The sequence below is a fragment of the Pseudodesulfovibrio profundus genome (assembly GCF_900217235.1).
Taxonomy (GTDB): Bacteria; Desulfobacterota; Desulfovibrionia; order Desulfovibrionales; family Desulfovibrionaceae; genus Pseudodesulfovibrio; species Pseudodesulfovibrio profundus.
In genome coordinates this window covers 1,275,787-1,290,207 of sequence record NZ_LT907975.1, presented here as the reverse complement: position 1 = coordinate 1,290,207, position 14,421 = coordinate 1,275,787, and the positions used below count along the sequence as shown (strand labels likewise).

General features: G+C 53.9%; 15 protein-coding genes and 1 tRNA gene. 13 read left to right on the top strand and 3 right to left on the bottom strand.

All coding sequences use genetic code 11. The features are described from left to right. Position 1 precedes the first annotated feature (1 nt). From DPRO_RS06250 to DPRO_RS06235, 4 genes are read left to right on the top strand one after another with little or no spacing between them, the layout of a single operon-like run. Entirely contained in the window at positions 2 to 970 is a 969-nt protein-coding gene (locus DPRO_RS06250; protein WP_097011278.1) for a DUF3150 domain-containing protein, read from the top strand. Between the two features lie 5 nt (positions 971 to 975). Continuing rightward, positions 976 to 2,541, top strand: coding sequence for a hypothetical protein (locus tag DPRO_RS06245; protein ID WP_157917380.1), 1,566 nt, complete (start codon positions 976 to 978; stop codon positions 2,539 to 2,541). Between the two features lie 23 nt (positions 2,542 to 2,564). Continuing rightward, the gene (locus DPRO_RS06240) at positions 2,565 to 2,900 is read left to right on the top strand and encodes a hypothetical protein (protein ID WP_097011276.1); all 336 of its coding nucleotides are present in this window, start codon (positions 2,565 to 2,567) and stop codon (positions 2,898 to 2,900) included. Positions 2,901 to 2,914: 14 nt separating this feature from the next. Further along, complete coding sequence (locus DPRO_RS06235) at positions 2,915 to 3,100, top strand: hypothetical protein (RefSeq protein WP_097011275.1); 186 nt, start codon at positions 2,915 to 2,917, stop codon at positions 3,098 to 3,100. A gap of 183 nt (positions 3,101 to 3,283) precedes the next feature. On the opposite strand, the gene DPRO_RS06230 is transcribed toward DPRO_RS06235, so the two are convergent. Both DPRO_RS06230 and DPRO_RS06225 read right to left on the bottom strand, forming a co-directional pair. After that, positions 3,284 to 3,359: transfer RNA gene (locus tag DPRO_RS06230), tRNA-Ala, on the bottom strand. Between the two features lie 55 nt (positions 3,360 to 3,414). Continuing rightward, positions 3,415 to 4,980 (bottom strand): glycosyltransferase family protein, encoded by a 1,566-nt coding sequence (locus tag DPRO_RS06225; protein WP_232005720.1) that lies wholly within the window; start codon positions 4,978 to 4,980, stop codon positions 3,415 to 3,417. 15 nt (positions 4,981 to 4,995) lie between these two features. Here DPRO_RS06225 and DPRO_RS06220 point away from each other — a divergent pair, with 15 nt between their 5' ends. The 3 genes from DPRO_RS06220 to ruvC are packed head-to-tail and all read left to right on the top strand — an operon-like array spanning position 4,996 to position 6,908. Then, positions 4,996 to 5,595 (top strand): RlmE family RNA methyltransferase, encoded by a 600-nt coding sequence (locus tag DPRO_RS06220; RefSeq protein ID WP_097011274.1) that lies wholly within the window; start codon positions 4,996 to 4,998, stop codon positions 5,593 to 5,595. A 57-nt stretch (positions 5,596 to 5,652) separates the two neighbouring features. Next, positions 5,653 to 6,396 carry a YebC/PmpR family DNA-binding transcriptional regulator gene (locus DPRO_RS06215; protein WP_097011273.1) on the top strand — a complete coding sequence of 248 codons (744 nt, stop codon included), beginning with the start codon at positions 5,653 to 5,655 and terminating at the stop codon, positions 6,394 to 6,396. Continuing rightward, positions 6,396 to 6,908 (top strand): crossover junction endodeoxyribonuclease RuvC, encoded by a 513-nt coding sequence (gene ruvC, locus DPRO_RS06210; RefSeq protein ID WP_097011272.1) that lies wholly within the window; start codon positions 6,396 to 6,398, stop codon positions 6,906 to 6,908. Before DPRO_RS06215 ends, ruvC begins: the two co-directional genes overlap by 1 nt. 13 nt (positions 6,909 to 6,921) lie before the next feature. Here the strand turns inward: ruvC and DPRO_RS06205 are convergent, their stop codons facing one another. Beyond that, positions 6,922 to 7,392 (bottom strand): hypothetical protein, encoded by a 471-nt coding sequence (locus DPRO_RS06205; protein ID WP_097011271.1) that lies wholly within the window; start codon positions 7,390 to 7,392, stop codon positions 6,922 to 6,924. Positions 7,393 to 7,532: 140 nt separating this feature from the next. Here DPRO_RS06205 and ruvA point away from each other — a divergent pair, with 140 nt between their 5' ends. The 6 genes from ruvA to DPRO_RS06175 all read left to right on the top strand — a co-directional run bounded on the left by ruvA (position 7,533) and on the right by DPRO_RS06175 (position 14,396). Beyond that, positions 7,533 to 8,153, top strand: a complete 621-nt coding sequence (ruvA, locus tag DPRO_RS06200) for a Holliday junction branch migration protein RuvA (protein ID WP_097011270.1) — start codon at positions 7,533 to 7,535, stop codon at positions 8,151 to 8,153. Further along, positions 8,150 to 9,136: a Holliday junction branch migration DNA helicase RuvB gene (gene ruvB / locus DPRO_RS06195; protein ID WP_097011269.1), complete on the top strand. Its 987-nt coding sequence runs from the start codon at positions 8,150 to 8,152 to the stop codon at positions 9,134 to 9,136. The genes ruvA and ruvB overlap by 4 nt, the downstream gene beginning before the upstream one ends. A gap of 15 nt (positions 9,137 to 9,151) precedes the next feature. After that, positions 9,152 to 11,560, top strand: a complete 2,409-nt coding sequence (locus tag DPRO_RS06190) for a DNA internalization-related competence protein ComEC/Rec2 (RefSeq protein ID WP_097011268.1) — start codon at positions 9,152 to 9,154, stop codon at positions 11,558 to 11,560. Between the two features lie 89 nt (positions 11,561 to 11,649). After that, on the top strand, positions 11,650 to 12,528 hold the full coding sequence (locus DPRO_RS06185) for an HDOD domain-containing protein (protein WP_097011267.1): 879 nt from the start codon (positions 11,650 to 11,652) through the stop codon (positions 12,526 to 12,528). A gap of 167 nt (positions 12,529 to 12,695) precedes the next feature. Further along, complete coding sequence (locus tag DPRO_RS06180) at positions 12,696 to 13,091, top strand: response regulator (protein WP_097011266.1); 396 nt, start codon at positions 12,696 to 12,698, stop codon at positions 13,089 to 13,091. A 171-nt stretch (positions 13,092 to 13,262) separates the two neighbouring features. Continuing rightward, positions 13,263 to 14,396 (top strand): PSP1 domain-containing protein, encoded by a 1,134-nt coding sequence (locus tag DPRO_RS06175; protein ID WP_097011265.1) that lies wholly within the window; start codon positions 13,263 to 13,265, stop codon positions 14,394 to 14,396. The last annotated feature ends 25 nt before the right edge of the window (positions 14,397 to 14,421 follow it).

The window sequence follows — 14,421 nt, the reverse complement described above, 5'->3', positions numbered from 1 at the left end:
TATGGATACCCATACGGACATCACTGTGCTCGACAATTTGATGGCCTTAAATCTGGATGTAAACATCTGGACTGCTCGGAAGAAGCTGACACCGGCAGATTTTGGTGGTGCTGATTTGCCGCCTGAAGAGCTTGCTTCTCTTGGCAGCAAGAAGATCTGCAACCCTCAGGAGCTACGTATCTTCGGTACGCTCAAAGCGCGTGCAGTCAACCTGCTGGATAGAACCGGTGTTCGCTTCCTCGGTGGATGGGCCATTCCTGAAGATAAGGCTGATGACATTGTGTCTGAGCTGACCGTGATTCGAGATGACTTCCTGGCTGCAAAGGAACAGTTCCTCAATCGTTATGACGAGGCTGTGCGGGACTGGATCTCACAGCATCCTGGTTGGGAGAGTTTGATCGGTAGTTCTACCGTCAGTGCGGATTATGTGCGTAGTCGTATCGGCTTCAAGTGGCAGTTGTTCAAGCTGTTACCTCCAACCGATGATGCCGTACACCAGGGGTTGCAGGATGAAGTCAAAGACCTTGGTGGGACTCTCTTCGATGAGGTGGCTAAAGCCGCTACCGACACATGGAAGAGGTGCTTTGAAGGGAAAGACAAGGTGACGCATAAGGCGTTGTCTCCTTTGCGTTCCATCCACTCCAAGTTGTCTGGCCTGAGCTTCGTAGAACCTCGTGTTGTGCCGGTTGTGGACTTACTGGATACGACATTCAACCGTGTGCCTGCTCGCGGGTACATCCATGGCAGCGTATTGGTTCTGTTGCAAGGCGTGGTCTCGCTCCTACGTGATCCTGTGACGCTAATTGCCCATGGTCAGAAAATCCTGGACGGTCAGGATGCAGCCGACATCTTGTCTGGCCTGGTTGCGGATACGATCCCGGTTGTGACTGGTGAAATACCTTTGGACACCACTGACTTTGTTCCTGAACCGGTGCACGAGCATCAGATAGACAGCCACGGGTTGTGGTGATCGACATGAAGAATCAACTCATCATGCGATCATTGCCCATGGTGGCCTCGGTGCTTGGGCGCAAGTACGGCGTAAAAGTCGTCATCGGCGGCAGAGGGGCATATACGGATGGGAACACCATCCACCTGCCCGCATTGCCATTGGAATGCAGCGAGACGCTAATAGGCTTGGCTCGCGGTTACATCGACCATGAGGCCGCGCATATCCGAGAGACGCGATTTGACTGGCTCAGGCTGGCGAATCTGACTCCCTTGGAGATGCACGTTTGGAATACGTTCGAGGACTGGCGCGTTGAGCACCGGCTGGCCCGGCTATTCCCCGGCTGTCGGTCGAACTTCAACTGGCTCATCCGGCATCTTTTCGGGAATGCATCGGAAAACTCAACCAACCCGGCCATGGCCATTTTGAATTGGCTGTTGCTGTCGGTTCGGGCATGGGACGTACCGTCACTGACCGAACAACGGGACGATGTCGGCGACTTCCTTGAAGCCAATTATCCTGGCCTGATCGGGCGGTTGAATCATGTCTTGATAAAGGTGAATGCGTACTGCGATTCCACTCAGGACTGCATCCTCTATGCTCGGGAAGTCGTTTCGCTTCTCAAGGAGAAATTGGCTTCTCAGCCCCGGCAAAATGGGGGATCGAACTCAGGTAATTCGGCTGAAAAGGGGACGCCTAATGCACTACCTTCGGACGCTTTGAAACGGTTGATTCGTTTTGATGAGAATGATCTCCCTGATGACCTAGGTGAACTCCTGGCAGGCAGGCTGCGTAGGGAAACACCCAAAGAATTGGACGAATCCCTTCATGTCGCACAAGTTGGCATCAAGAAGACAAAACCTCTTGAAGCCGAGGATACTGCCGCAATAAGGCGGGCATCAATTGCCCTGCGGACGCAACTACAAGGTCTGCTTCAGTCGTCAGTAATGACTCGAAGCAAGGTTGGTCGTAATGGCCGATTGGATGCACGGCAACTGCATCGCGTGTCGGTGGCTGATGCTCGCGTGTTTAAGCGGGATGGTCAGCGTGTGGGTATCGACACCGCCGTGCATATCTTGCTGGATTGTTCCGGCTCCATGCGGCGGCGTATCGCGCTGACCACACAGGTCTGTCATGCCGTGGCCACGGCGCTGGATACCATTGACGGCATCAGTGGGGCTGTGACGGTATTCCCGGCAGGTTCTCCCACAGATGGTGGAAATGATAATGGCACTGGCCCCACTGTCTGCCCGATACTGAGGCATGGAGAACGGCTTCACGCCAACTTCGACATGAGCGCTACCGGCTTTACGCCTCTCGGTGAAGCCTTGTGGTGGGTTCTTCAGCAAGTGCAACCGCTTCACGAATCCAGGAAGATCATCCTTATTCTAACAGACGGAGATCCCGATTCTTTCAATTTGGCACTCGATGCCATTGAAAGTGGAAGGCGTTTCGGCGTCGAAATCTACGGACTGGGCATCATGTCCGAAGCCATCTCCAAACTGCTTCCCGATCATAGTCGTACTATCAACGACTTGACTGAGCTGCCCCCTGCCATGTTCGGTATGCTTTGTGGAGCACTTCTCAAATAACCGCAAACAATCATGAGGAGAATATGGATAAAGAGATCCCCAAATGCCCGAGCTGCGAAAGTTCGGCTTTCGTCGTTTTGGTAAATACCACCCAAAAAGCTGGAACCGCTGCTGGCGGCGTAGCCGGAGGATGTGCTGGATACTACGGCGCGTCTTCTGGCGCAGCGACAGGGGGAGTTATCGGCTCGGTGGTCCCGGTCTTCGGCACCTGCCTTGGAGTCCTTGCTGGAGGTTTGGCCGGAGCCCTTGCGGGCTTCTTTGCAGGTTCCGCTGTAGGCAACCAAGTCGGCGAGCACATCGATCGACATGTCATCTGCAAATACCGCTGCAACCGCTGTGGCACTGAATTCGAAATATAGACAAAGGTGATATCATGTGTGATTTATGGGTCTCCATCGGTGGAGTTGCTGTTGGCGTTATGGTTGTGACCGGAGTCTTCGTCAGGGAAGAGGGTGAAAAGTTTCGTTTCGTTGAACACGATGAGGACGAATTGGAGGAAGAGGACAATGAGAGTGGAGAAGAATCAAATGACGAAAAGTTGATTGTTCGGGAAATGTAAGAACGAAGAGTCGCTGGCATGTGCCGGTGACTCTTTATTTTTTATGGATTGTGCATGTTCTTACTATTGGTATTATCAATACACAGAGGGTGAGTACCGATAAGAAAAGTTGTACAGGGGTTGTACAAAATGACATAAAACAAAAATACTCTCAGCTAAGCGGCTGAAAGGATTTTATGTTTCTGGTGGAGACGAAGAGATTTGAACTCCCGACTTCTGCCTTGCGAAGGCAGCGCTCTCCCAGCTGAGCTACGTCCCCGGATTGATAGATTCCATTAGCCCGTTTTCTGCATTGAAACAACCCCCCTGTGGGATCAGGGGGATTGGATGGTCTCCAGAATCGTTGTGATGCGGTGGGCGTATGTGTGGTTGTTGAGGATATGCTGCCGCCATGCGTCGCGCAGAGCGCTCTTTTCCTGGGTTTCGTGTTTGAACTGAGCAAAGAGGGTGGGGATTTCACTCGCGGTTCGGAATGTAATTGGATCGCAGAGGTCCTCGGGGAAAAGTTTCAGGCCGGGGTTGTTGTCGGTGAGCAGAAAACCGCCGGCGGCCCAGACGTCGAAGTGACGCTGTGTCAGTCCGGCAGGCAGTTGGAGGCCCGTGATATTCAGGGTCGCCGCAGCGGTTCGATAAATAGCGGGCAGGTGGGCGTAGTAGTCGACAAACGGCCGCGTATCTGCCGTGATGCCATTAATGATCGACCATTTGTCATCGCCGAAAATTACGGTCGCATCACCGGCAGCGGACAGGCATCGAACCTTCCACGTGTATCCCGCGACTTCGGCCCCGATCCCCACGTGGCGGATATTGTTGCCGGGCCAGAGTTGGGCGCGGATATGCTCCTCCCACCAGTGGAAATGCGGGCGTTCCCCTTCGTCGAGCATGGCGACGGCGTTTTGCAGCAGGAGTTGATTGGGCGTCAGTCCGGCGAAGAATCGGTTCTTGCCCGGAAATTCGGAGCGTCCGACAAACACAAGCCGATCCTCAAGTCCTCCCGCGTGATCGGGGAGCGTGCCGCCCTGATCGAAAAATCGGGGCGAGGTGGCGAGCGGAAGGTGAGTGACATGGCTCGCACCGTACTTCATGAGCGGGCCGATAAAGGAGTGGTCAGTGACAAAAAGATTCGCTTCTTTCCAGTAACCGGATTTGACACTGGTCAGGATGTTGAACGGATTGTCCACCAACCAGATGGCAACCGGGACGCCCGCCTCTCGCAGCAGGTTGAACCCCAGTCCAAACGGCTCCAATCCCTTGAAATTGACGGAGAGAAACAGCTCGGGCGTTTCCTGTTGCAATAGATCGGGCAGCACGGTGCCGGGGGAGCGTTCCAACTGCTCGCGATCCAGTGCGCGTACCGTATAGCCTTGTTCTTCAAAGGCTGCGGTCAGCTCCTTGCTCAACAGGTCGGCTTCGCCCAGGGGGAGCCACACGGATTTGCTTGTCGTTCCCGGCTGGAGTCGCGAAGTGGCGGTGCGTGCCGTCAACGGTCCCCAGAAAGAAGGGAAAGCCTTGAGGCCGGGGCGGTATCGAATGATGGTGCATTTGCCTGCCATCTCAGGGGTGAACGCCTCGGGAGACAAAGGCGACATTGTGGCCGGAATACGGCTGTCCCACTTCTCAATCTGTCTCGCGATTTCAGGGTGTTCTATGTATCGGGCTTCGATATTGCGTGGAAAATAGTCGACCAGTTTGCCCGGTGCGGGACCAAGGCCGAGAAAAACCGTTTGAGGGCCGCCCGGTATGACCTCGAATTGTCCTTTGTCGTCAGGCAGCGTCTGGGCATTACCCAGTTCGTTGGTGATCGTAATTCTTTTTGGTCTGTTCACAACGGCACACTTGGCTTTTGTGGCGTATTCGGCTAGGTAAACGCTCCACGCCACATGGGAGTATTACCTATGAAACAGTATCAAGACAAATATTTCAAGCGGGCCAAAAAGGAAAACTACGCCGCACGGTCCGTGTATAAACTCAAGGAAATGGACAAGCGGTTTCGTCTTTTCAAAAAAGGCCAGACTGTCCTGGATTTGGGCGCAGCCCCCGGCTCCTGGACACAATTCGCCGGTGAAAAGGTCGGTAAAACCGGTCACGTGCTCGGTGTCGATATTCAGGAAACCAAGCATTCCTTCCCGCCGAACATAACCTTTTTGCAGGCAGACGTCTTTTCCGATTCGCCAGAACTGCTCGAAGCCATGGAACCCCATCGGCCCTTCGATGTCATCATCAGTGACATGGCTCCGAAAACCACTGGTATCAAATTCGCGGATCAGGCCAATTCCCTGGAATTGTGTGAACGCGCCTTTGAGGTCGCCCTCAAGTATCTGAAGAAGGGCGGTAATTTCGCCGTCAAGATTTTTGAAGGCGGCGAGACAAAGGAATACCGTGATTCCTTACGTCCATACTTCGGAAAAATCAAAAATTTCAAGCCTTACAGCTCACGCTCCGAGTCCAAGGAGATATTTATCGTGGCGCTTGGCTTTAAGGGCGCGGACGTATAAGATAACCGACCCCGATAACAATAGATCATATTGTATTGACCATATTCAGGAGGAAACATGGCCGGACATAGTAAATGGGCTAACATTCAGCACCGCAAAGGGCGTCAGGACGCCAAAAAGGCAAAGTTTTTCACCAAGGCCGCCAAGGATATCATTCTTGCAGCCAAGGCCGGTGGCGGCAACCCTGAGGACAACTCCGCCCTCCGGCTCGCCATCCAGAAAGCCAAGCAGGTGAACCTGCCCAAGGACAAGATTGAAAACGCCATCAAGAAGGGCACCGGCGAACTGGCTGGCGGCGATATTCTTGAGATTCTCTATGAAGGGTATGCTCCCGGTGGTGTCGCTATTCTGGTCGATGTCGCAACCGACAACAAGAATCGTGTCGTTGCCGAGATTCGTCACGCCTTTTCCAAGCATGGCGGCAACATGGCTGAAGCTGGCGCTGTGGCATACATGTTCAATAAAAAAGGCGTCATCGTTTTTGATAAAGAAAAATACACCGAAGACGAACTGATGGAAGTCGGTCTCGAAGCTGGTGCAGACGATATCATTGACGATGGTGACACCTTCACCGTTCAGACTGAGCCCGGCGATTTCATGGCCGTGCAGCAGGCTTTCACCGATGCGGAAATGGAATTCCAGAACGCAGAAGTCAGCCAGGTCCCCGAGAACCTCGTTCCCGTGGATGTCGAGACCGGCAAGAAAGTCATGAAGTTGTATGACACTCTGGAAGACAACGATGACGTTCAGAAAATCTACCTGAACGCCGACTTCCCTGACGAACTGTTCAACGAAGAATAATGAGCGGCAACGGTCTGATCGTTATTGGTCTCGACCCCGGTTCACGGGTGACGGGATATGGCATAGTCCGCGAAATATCCGGTCAGGCCGAGCTTATCGAAACCGGCACTATCCGTACTCCGGTCAAGAAAGACATGGGAACGCGGCTGGGTGTCATCTTTGATAAACTCGATGAGTTGATCAAGCTCCACGGTCCTGTGGAGGCGGCCATTGAAAACGTTTTTGTTTCCAAGAATCCTTCGTCTGCCCTCAAACTGGGGCAGGCGAGGGGTGCGGCCATGGCGGCATGTGCCACCAATGGCCTGACCGTCTCCGAATATGAACCGTCCAAGGTGAAAAAGAACATCGTTGGGGTCGGCAATGCTCCCAAGGATCAGGTGGCGTTCATGGTCGCCCACTGCCTCAGTGTCAAAAAGCCCAAGTGGGCTGAAGACGCCTCGGATGCTCTGGCGGTCGCCATCTGCCACCTCAATGAGCGGCGGATGCGCAAGCTGACCTGTACGCAGCGCTAATACTCAGCAGGCGCTATTTGTTTTTCCCTTTGCCCTTGTTCTTATTCTTGTTTTTATTCTTGCCCTTTCCTTTGCCTTTCCCCTTTCCAGCAACGGACGGGTGAACGCCGCATTCTTTGGCAATGCGCCCCCACCCCATGCCGGAATCGCGCATGGACTGGATTTGCGCCCTTGAAGTGCCGCACTCGCGGGCAAACGCATCAAGGCGAGCCGTGTCCAGTTTTTCCTGTGAGCGGCGATAGCGTGTTTCCGCTTCCTCCACACGATCCCTGGCCTGTTCTTGTTCTGCCTGTGTGCCGTTGCGGAGAATGACATCCAGCACCTCTTTGGCCTTGCGGACTTCTTCCGAGGCTTGGGTGGTCTCCTGAACGATGGCTTCGCCGACCAGGCTGATTAGTTCATCCTGCGCCGTACGAGGGTCCTGCGCATATGCGATGGCGGGAAGGAGAAGAGTGATAGCGAGACTGTAAAAAAGACGTTTCATGCTGGTTGCTCCTGTTTTTTCGCACTATATCAGACAATGCAGATTAATCCACCAGCGTTATTTCGTGCTGATTTATTGTTCGCTTAATCTTTGAATTGCACACGCTAATGCGGTAATACCTGCTTCAACGGAGGCGATTCATGATCGGATATCTTCAAGGAAAAGTTTTGTCTGCCACAGATAAGGGACTGGTGGTACTGACTCCGGGCGGAGTCGGATACGAAGTGGCCGCACCGACGTCGGTGCTTGCCAAGGTCCCGGGGCGCGGTGGTGATGTCGAGATGTACATTCACACCCAGGTGGCGGAAAAAGCCATTGATCTTTTCGGTTTTCTGGAAGCAGACGATCTGGAATTGTTCAGGACGCTGATTTCCATCGACAAGCTTGGTCCCAAAAAAGCGTTGGCCATTCTTTCCATGTTTGATGCGGAACATCTGCGGGAAATCGCATTCCGTGAAGATGTGACCATGCTGTCCACGGTGCCGGGCATCGGCCCGAAGTCGGCCAAGCAGATTTTGTGGCACCTGAAGGACAAGGTGAAGAAGCTTTCGCCCACCACGGGCAAGCGTGCTTCCGCGGCTTCCGCCCCCCAAGGTCCGCAGGGTGAATATCTCGATACTCTTGCAGGGTTGAAGGGGCTGGGGTACGCTGAGGATGAAATTCGTCCCATGATCCTCGAAACATTTGAAGCGGAACCAGACCTTGACGCCGCCGGTGCCATCCGCGCGGTATTGAAGAAAATCAACGCAGCACGTTCATGAGTAATACCCACCAAGAAGAAAACGTCCGACCCAGGAAGCTTTCCGATTTTATCGGGCAGCAGGACCTGCGAGAAAACCTCGATATTTTTATCCGGGCGGCCACCGAGCGTGAGCGTCCTCTGGACCATACGCTGTTTTACGGCAATCCCGGTCTCGGCAAAACGACTCTGGCTCGCATAATGGCTTCCGAACTGGGCGTGAATATGGTCTCGACCTCCGGGCCTGTCATCGAACGTTCCGGCGATCTGGCCGCTATCCTGACCAATTTGGATCGCGGAGATATTTTGTTCATCGATGAAATCCACCGCATGCCAGCCACCGTTGAAGAGGTGCTCTATCCGGCCATGGAAGATTTTCAGATCGATCTGGTCATCGGTTCCGGCCCCGGTGCGCGAACGGTCAAACTCGATCTGGAACCGTTCACACTGGTCGGTGCCACCACGCGCCTCGGGCTGCTGACTTCTCCCTTGCGGGATCGATTTGGCTCCATCTTCCGCATCGAATTCTACTCCCCGGAAGAGTTGGCACGTATCGTCGAGCGAGCTGCCACTATTCTTGGTGTGGAGGTTGCCCCGGACGGCGCCCTTGCCATTGGTCGCCGGTCTCGTGGAACCCCTCGTATTGCCAACCGGTTACTGCGTCGTGTGCGGGATTACGCACTGGTGCAGGGCGACGGACGGGTGACCAAGGAAATTGCCGAACGTTCTCTGGATCGCCTCGATGTCGATCAGTACGGTCTGGACAACATGGACCGAAAGATCCTCATGCTGATGGTCGAAAACTTCAATGGTGGTCCTGTGGGACTGAAAACCATAGCCGCTGCATGCGCTGAAGAAGTCCGAACCATCGAGGATATTTACGAGCCGTATCTCATCCAGTGCGGTTTCCTCAAGCGTACACCGCGAGGACGTGTCGCCACACCCAAGGCCTACAAACACCTCAAGTTGCGTCGGGAAGACGACGATCAGCACATGCTTATCTAAGCGGCGGATACGTTTGTGTCGCGCTTGCTGACCGAGGAACGCCCCCGTTTTGCTGCTGGCCTGCTGCCGTGGCAGAGCTATTTTCTTGCCTTTGTCCTTGGTGTTTTCGCTTTTCGATACCCTGTGGCTTCCAGTGCCGCACTTTTTGCTCTCATATTGGTCGATACGACCTTGCGCGGCTGGCTGCGACGGCTGCCGGCACTGGCGTTCCTGCTCTGTAGTGTGTTCGGATTCGCCTATGCAGCCCAGTGGGCGCCGGAACCGGTTGATCCCCCTCAGTGGATGATGCAGCGCGATGCCGTGATCATCACCGGGGTGGTGGAGCGAGTGGAGCCGAGGCCCGGGCATCGGTTGCGTCTTGTCCTTGGCGAAATAACCGCTCAGTCACAAGATGGCACAGCCATTCTGCCGGGACGGTTGGCATGGAGTTGGCGCAATCCCGATCATACCCCGGTTCCCGGGCAGTCTGTTACGGCCCGTCTTCGAGTTGTGCCGGTCCATAATTTCGGCAATCCCGGTGCGTGGGATTACGAGTGGTACTGGCAACGGCAGGGAGTGTTCTGGCGCGCATGGCCGGTGGGGCGACCCGCTTTTATCGAGTGGGGCGCAGAGCCGGAGAGTTGGTTTTCGGGGTGCAAGCAACGGTTGCGTCATACGGTGGCACAACTGGTGCCGGATACCCAGGGCGGAGCCATGGTCCGGGCATTGACCACTGGTGACAAATCCGGCCTGGATGTGGAAACCACGGATGCAGCGCGCAAGGCCGGGCTGGCGCATACGCTAGCGTTGTCCGGCATGCATGTGGGGTTTGTTGCGTGTCTGGGATTGGCCCTTGCATGGGGTGTGACACTGCTGTTCCCGGGGCTGCTTCTCGTTATACCAAGACAGAAATTGGCCGTGCTGATCGCCATCCCGCTTGTGCTTGGGTACGCATGGTTAGGCCAACCCTCCCACTCGTTGATCCGGGCCACTATCATGTACGGCTTTTGGGGATTGCTACTCTTTCAGGGGCGAGGGCGCATACTGCTCGACGGGTTGTTCTTTGCCCTTGCCGTGATTGTCGCCCTATCACCACTGGCTGTCTTTGATCTTTCCTTGCAGATGTCGGCCACAGCGGTGGCGGGAATCGGACTGCTGTTGCCCTTCATCACTCCCTTGTTCGGCAGGAAGGAGCAACTATGGAAAAAAGGGCTTGCCTGGGCTGGCGGTCTTCTTGCGGTGAGCATCTGCGCCAATATAGCGCTGCTCCCGATCATTTCCTGGTACTTTGGAACGTGGTGTCCCAATATTCTTCTTAATCTCATCTGGCTTCCTGTATTGGGCTTTATTGTCATGCCGCTCGGTATTATCGGTATGCTCCTGTCTCTAGTCGGCTGGACTGTCCCGCTTGGAAAAGCGCTGCTGACCATTGCGTCTTCGGCCATGGATATACTGCTGTCAGTGCTGCACTGGGTGGGCGATATGGGCATGGCTCCGGCGTTCTCCGTCCTTCGTCCGTTGTGGCCTGAAATCCTGGGGTGCTTCATTTTGTTGGTCGTGGTCATCGTTGCCTTGAGCAATCGACGCCTGTTCGTTGGATTGGCTGGAGTGGGGTTTGTGTGCCTTGTCGCTCCTCACGTCACAGTCATGGTGAGCGATGCCCGGGATGAGACTCGCGTTTCCGTTATCGATGTCGGGCTGGGACAGTCGGTGCTTGTTTCCGTGCCGGGCGGTCGGCAGTGGCTCATCGACGGGGGCGCTGGTTCCAAATATTTTGATATAGGTGAAGCCGTGGTCGCCCCGTATCTTACCTATGGACGCCCGCCCCGACTGGAAGGGGTGTTCATGAGTCACCCGGATGCGGATCATAGCCACGGGCTGCCGTTTATTCTCTCCCGATTCGATGTGGGGGCATTCTACACCAACGGCATGCTGCCTCGCGGTCAAACTGGCAAGCGCCTGCGTGCGGTCCTGGATCGCCAGCAGATCACCCCTGTGGTCCTTGGCGCAGGAGATGTGATCGAATTGACGGAAGATACACAGTTGGAGGTCCTGCATCCTTCTTCATCGTTCAAGGGAACGCACGCCAACGAGCGGTCACTGGTGCTCAGGTTGGTTCAAAATGATAAGGGATTGGCGTTGATCCCCGGTGATATAGAGGAGAAAGGGGTTGGTGCACTTTTAGAGGAGGCTGCTCCACTTCGTGCGGAGGTGTTGGTCCTGCCACATCATGGAAGCAAATCCAGTCTGAGTACGGAGTTTTATCAGCGGGTCGCCCCATCCCTGGCTTTATGCTCAAACGGTTTTCTGAATCGGTTCGATTTTCCGCACGAGGCAGTGACGCAGTCTGTGGGCGTTCCCGTGTTGACCACGGGGCGTCATGGATTGCTTGCTGCCTGCTGGGGAGAAGGGGAATCGTTGAAAACACGAGTCTTTCGTCCCTGAGTCCTTGCCAATAAACGGCATTCTTGTAATAAATGAATGGTCGTAATCAGGTCTGCCCAATCAATTATTCTGGCCTACTGAGAGATGTCATGACGTCGGTGATAGAAAAACATGAGACTCGTCAGCAACTGCTCGACGCTGTTGAGTTGATGCCCGAACTTCCCAAAAGTGTGAGGGAAGTGCTGAGGTTGTCCAACGATGCCACGACATCGCAGAAGGAATTGGTGGATGTGATCAAGCGAGACCCGGTGTTCACGCTTAAGATGTTGCGCCTGGTGAACTCTCCGTATTTTGGGTTGTCTCGTGAAATAACCTCCATCAATCACGCCAGCGTCTATCTTGGCTTGAACACGCTCAAAAATGTTGCTGTTTGCCTCGGTATAGTTGGTGTTGTTCCGCACTTCAATCCGGCAGGGCTGGAGATGGGGGCCTTCTGGCTGCATTCCCTTGCGGTGGCCAGCGGAACCCGGATGCTCGGCGCCATGTTGGGTGTCTCCCGCGATGAGGCTGCGGATTATTTTGCCGCTGGATTGCTTCATGATGTCGGCAAGGTTGTCATGGCGTTGCATGCGCCTGAGCAGTTCAGCCAGGTGCGTGAAATCGCCATTGAAACCGATGGTGTCCTGTCCCGAATGGAAATGAATCATATGGGCATGACCCACTCTGAAATCGGCGGCCTGTTGGCAGAAAAGTGGAATTTACCAAGGGGGTTGCATGATGCTCTTCGGTTGCACCATACCCCACTTGAGGGCAAGCCTTCACAACTGGTGGATTGTGTCTTTGTTGCTGACCAGATAGCCAAGAAGCTCGCTTTCGGGTCGGCAGGGGATTATACGGTTCTTGAACTGCCACAGCCCATTCAGGATCGTTTTTCATTGGACCTCAATGGACTGATCAAGGAAATGGGGTCACTGGATGAGGAAGTTGAAAACGCACGTATTTTCATCCAGTTGGGTGAGCCCGGTTGATTGTGGCCCTGTGCTGAAAATTCCCTGTGAAATGCGTGTGTTGAGAAACCTTGCACTATCTTCTTGTTCCAAAGTGGAAAACTGCTGACCTGAGTTGATTTTTCCATGATAAAATGCCAAATATCTATGCCGTTAGAGGTAGGTAACTATCACTCGTGGAGGCGAGCATGAAAGCGTTGATCGTTGATGATGATTTTTATAGTCGGAACATGATCCATGAGATCCTGCGCGGTGTGGCTCAGTGCGATATTGCCGTCAACGGCGAGGAAGCCATTGAAGCGTTTCGGCGTGGGGTTAAGGACGGCGAGCGGTATGACCTCATCTGTCTGGATTTGTTGATGCCGGAAATGGACGGCCAGCAGGCATTGCGGGAAATTCGGGCCATCGAAAAAGAGCACAAGGTCGCTCCTCAAAACGAGGCCAAGGTTATTGTCACCACCATGTTGGATGACAAGAAAGAAACCCACGATGCCTTTTTTCTTGGCGGTGCAACTTCCTATCTCGTCAAGCCCATCGATGAAGAGAAGCTTCTATCTGAAGTCAGGAGTCTTGGGCTTCTGTAATATTTCAAAAGATCATGGCATGTTCCCCGGGCGGACGCCTTTTGGGCGTTCGCCCGTTTTATGTATTGAGCGGTGATTTGCTCATGTTGCCTTTTTCTAATATGTTACTCCTTCTTCACGACAAATGCTCACCCGCAGGACGGGTTTATATATAGATAGGATAAAGAATTCATGAGCCAAATACTTGGTGTTAAATTCAATGATTACGGTCAGGTGTACTACTTCGGTTCAGGGCCGTTCGTGGTGCGCGAAGGGCAGCACGTTATCGTCAAGACCGATCAGGGCATGGGGCTTGGCAAGGTCATACTGACCAAACAGGCGCCTGTGGAAATCGGGGAAGATGAGGAAGGGCACAAGCCCATCTATCGTCTTGCCAACGAAAAAGACATGGAGTCCGTGGCAGAGAACGAAGAACTGTCCAAGGATGCCTACAAGTTCTGCCGCAAATGCATCACGAAACACAAACTCGGCATGAAACTGGTCGAAGTCGAAGTGTTTTTTGATCGCTCCAAAATGATATTCTACTTCACAGCCCCCGGGCGGATCGACTTTCGCGAACTGATCAAGGATCTGGTGCGTGAATACCGGACCAGGATCGAGCTTCGTCAGATCGGGGTTCGCCATGAAACACAGATGCTTGGCGCAATCGGCAACTGCGGCCAGATGTGCTGCTGCCGTCGATTCATGCGCAAGTTTGTTCCCGTGACCATCAAGATGGCCAAGGAACAGAATCTTTTCTTGAATCCGACAAAGATTTCGGGAATTTGTGGTCGACTTCTCTGCTGCCTGAGCTTTGAGCAGAAGGGGTATGAAGAGTTTCACCGCATGTGTCCCAAAGTGGGGAAAAAATATACGACATCCATGGGAGCTGTAAAAGTTCTAAGATCAAATTTCTTCAAGAAAACCTTGTCGTTATTGACGGAGGGATTTGAAGAAAAAGAAGTTTCCATTGACGAATGGAACGAAATAGTTAACAAGCCGCCCAGCAAAGAGGCCATAGAAGAGGCGAACAATCGCAACAATAAAGGCCGCCGCAGTGGGCGTAAACCTCCCAAACCTGCGGCCAATGCTGGCAAAGATACTCCAGACGGAGCCCCTTCGGAAGACAAGGGGAGCGCCGGACCCGGCAAGAAGAGCGAAAAGCGTCCGGCCAAGGGGAAAACCGGTCAGGACAAGCCGCGACAGGAACGATCGCGCAAGCCGAAATCCCGTTCGGGAAAGCCTGACACTGACGGTTCCGGGGAAGATAATAAAAACAAAAAGCCTCGTAGACCCAGAAGGCGTCGACGCAGGCCAAGGAAGTAACTATCCCGCCGGTCATCTGCGACGG

Excerpts from the sequence above, each read along its gene's own strand:
- DPRO_RS06250 (WP_097011278.1), top strand. The coding sequence starts at position 2 with ATGGATACCCATACGGACATCACTGTGCTCGACAATTTGATGGCCTTA.
- DPRO_RS06245 (WP_157917380.1), top strand. The coding sequence starts at position 976 with ATGAAGAATCAACTCATCATGCGATCATTGCCCATGGTGGCCTCGGTG.
- DPRO_RS06240 (WP_097011276.1), top strand. The coding sequence starts at position 2,565 with ATGGATAAAGAGATCCCCAAATGCCCGAGCTGCGAAAGTTCGGCTTTC.
- DPRO_RS06235 (WP_097011275.1), top strand. The coding sequence starts at position 2,915 with ATGTGTGATTTATGGGTCTCCATCGGTGGAGTTGCTGTTGGCGTTATG.
- DPRO_RS06220 (WP_097011274.1), top strand. The coding sequence starts at position 4,996 with ATGAAACAGTATCAAGACAAATATTTCAAGCGGGCCAAAAAGGAAAAC.
- DPRO_RS06215 (WP_097011273.1), top strand. The coding sequence starts at position 5,653 with ATGGCCGGACATAGTAAATGGGCTAACATTCAGCACCGCAAAGGGCGT.
- ruvC (WP_097011272.1), top strand. The coding sequence starts at position 6,396 with ATGAGCGGCAACGGTCTGATCGTTATTGGTCTCGACCCCGGTTCACGG.
- DPRO_RS06205 (WP_097011271.1), bottom strand. The coding sequence starts at position 7,392 with ATGAAACGTCTTTTTTACAGTCTCGCTATCACTCTTCTCCTTCCCGCC.
- ruvA (WP_097011270.1), top strand. The coding sequence starts at position 7,533 with ATGATCGGATATCTTCAAGGAAAAGTTTTGTCTGCCACAGATAAGGGA.
- ruvB (WP_097011269.1), top strand. The coding sequence starts at position 8,150 with ATGAGTAATACCCACCAAGAAGAAAACGTCCGACCCAGGAAGCTTTCC.
- DPRO_RS06185 (WP_097011267.1), top strand. The coding sequence starts at position 11,650 with ATGACGTCGGTGATAGAAAAACATGAGACTCGTCAGCAACTGCTCGAC.
- DPRO_RS06180 (WP_097011266.1), top strand. The coding sequence starts at position 12,696 with ATGAAAGCGTTGATCGTTGATGATGATTTTTATAGTCGGAACATGATC.
- DPRO_RS06175 (WP_097011265.1), top strand. The coding sequence starts at position 13,263 with ATGAGCCAAATACTTGGTGTTAAATTCAATGATTACGGTCAGGTGTAC.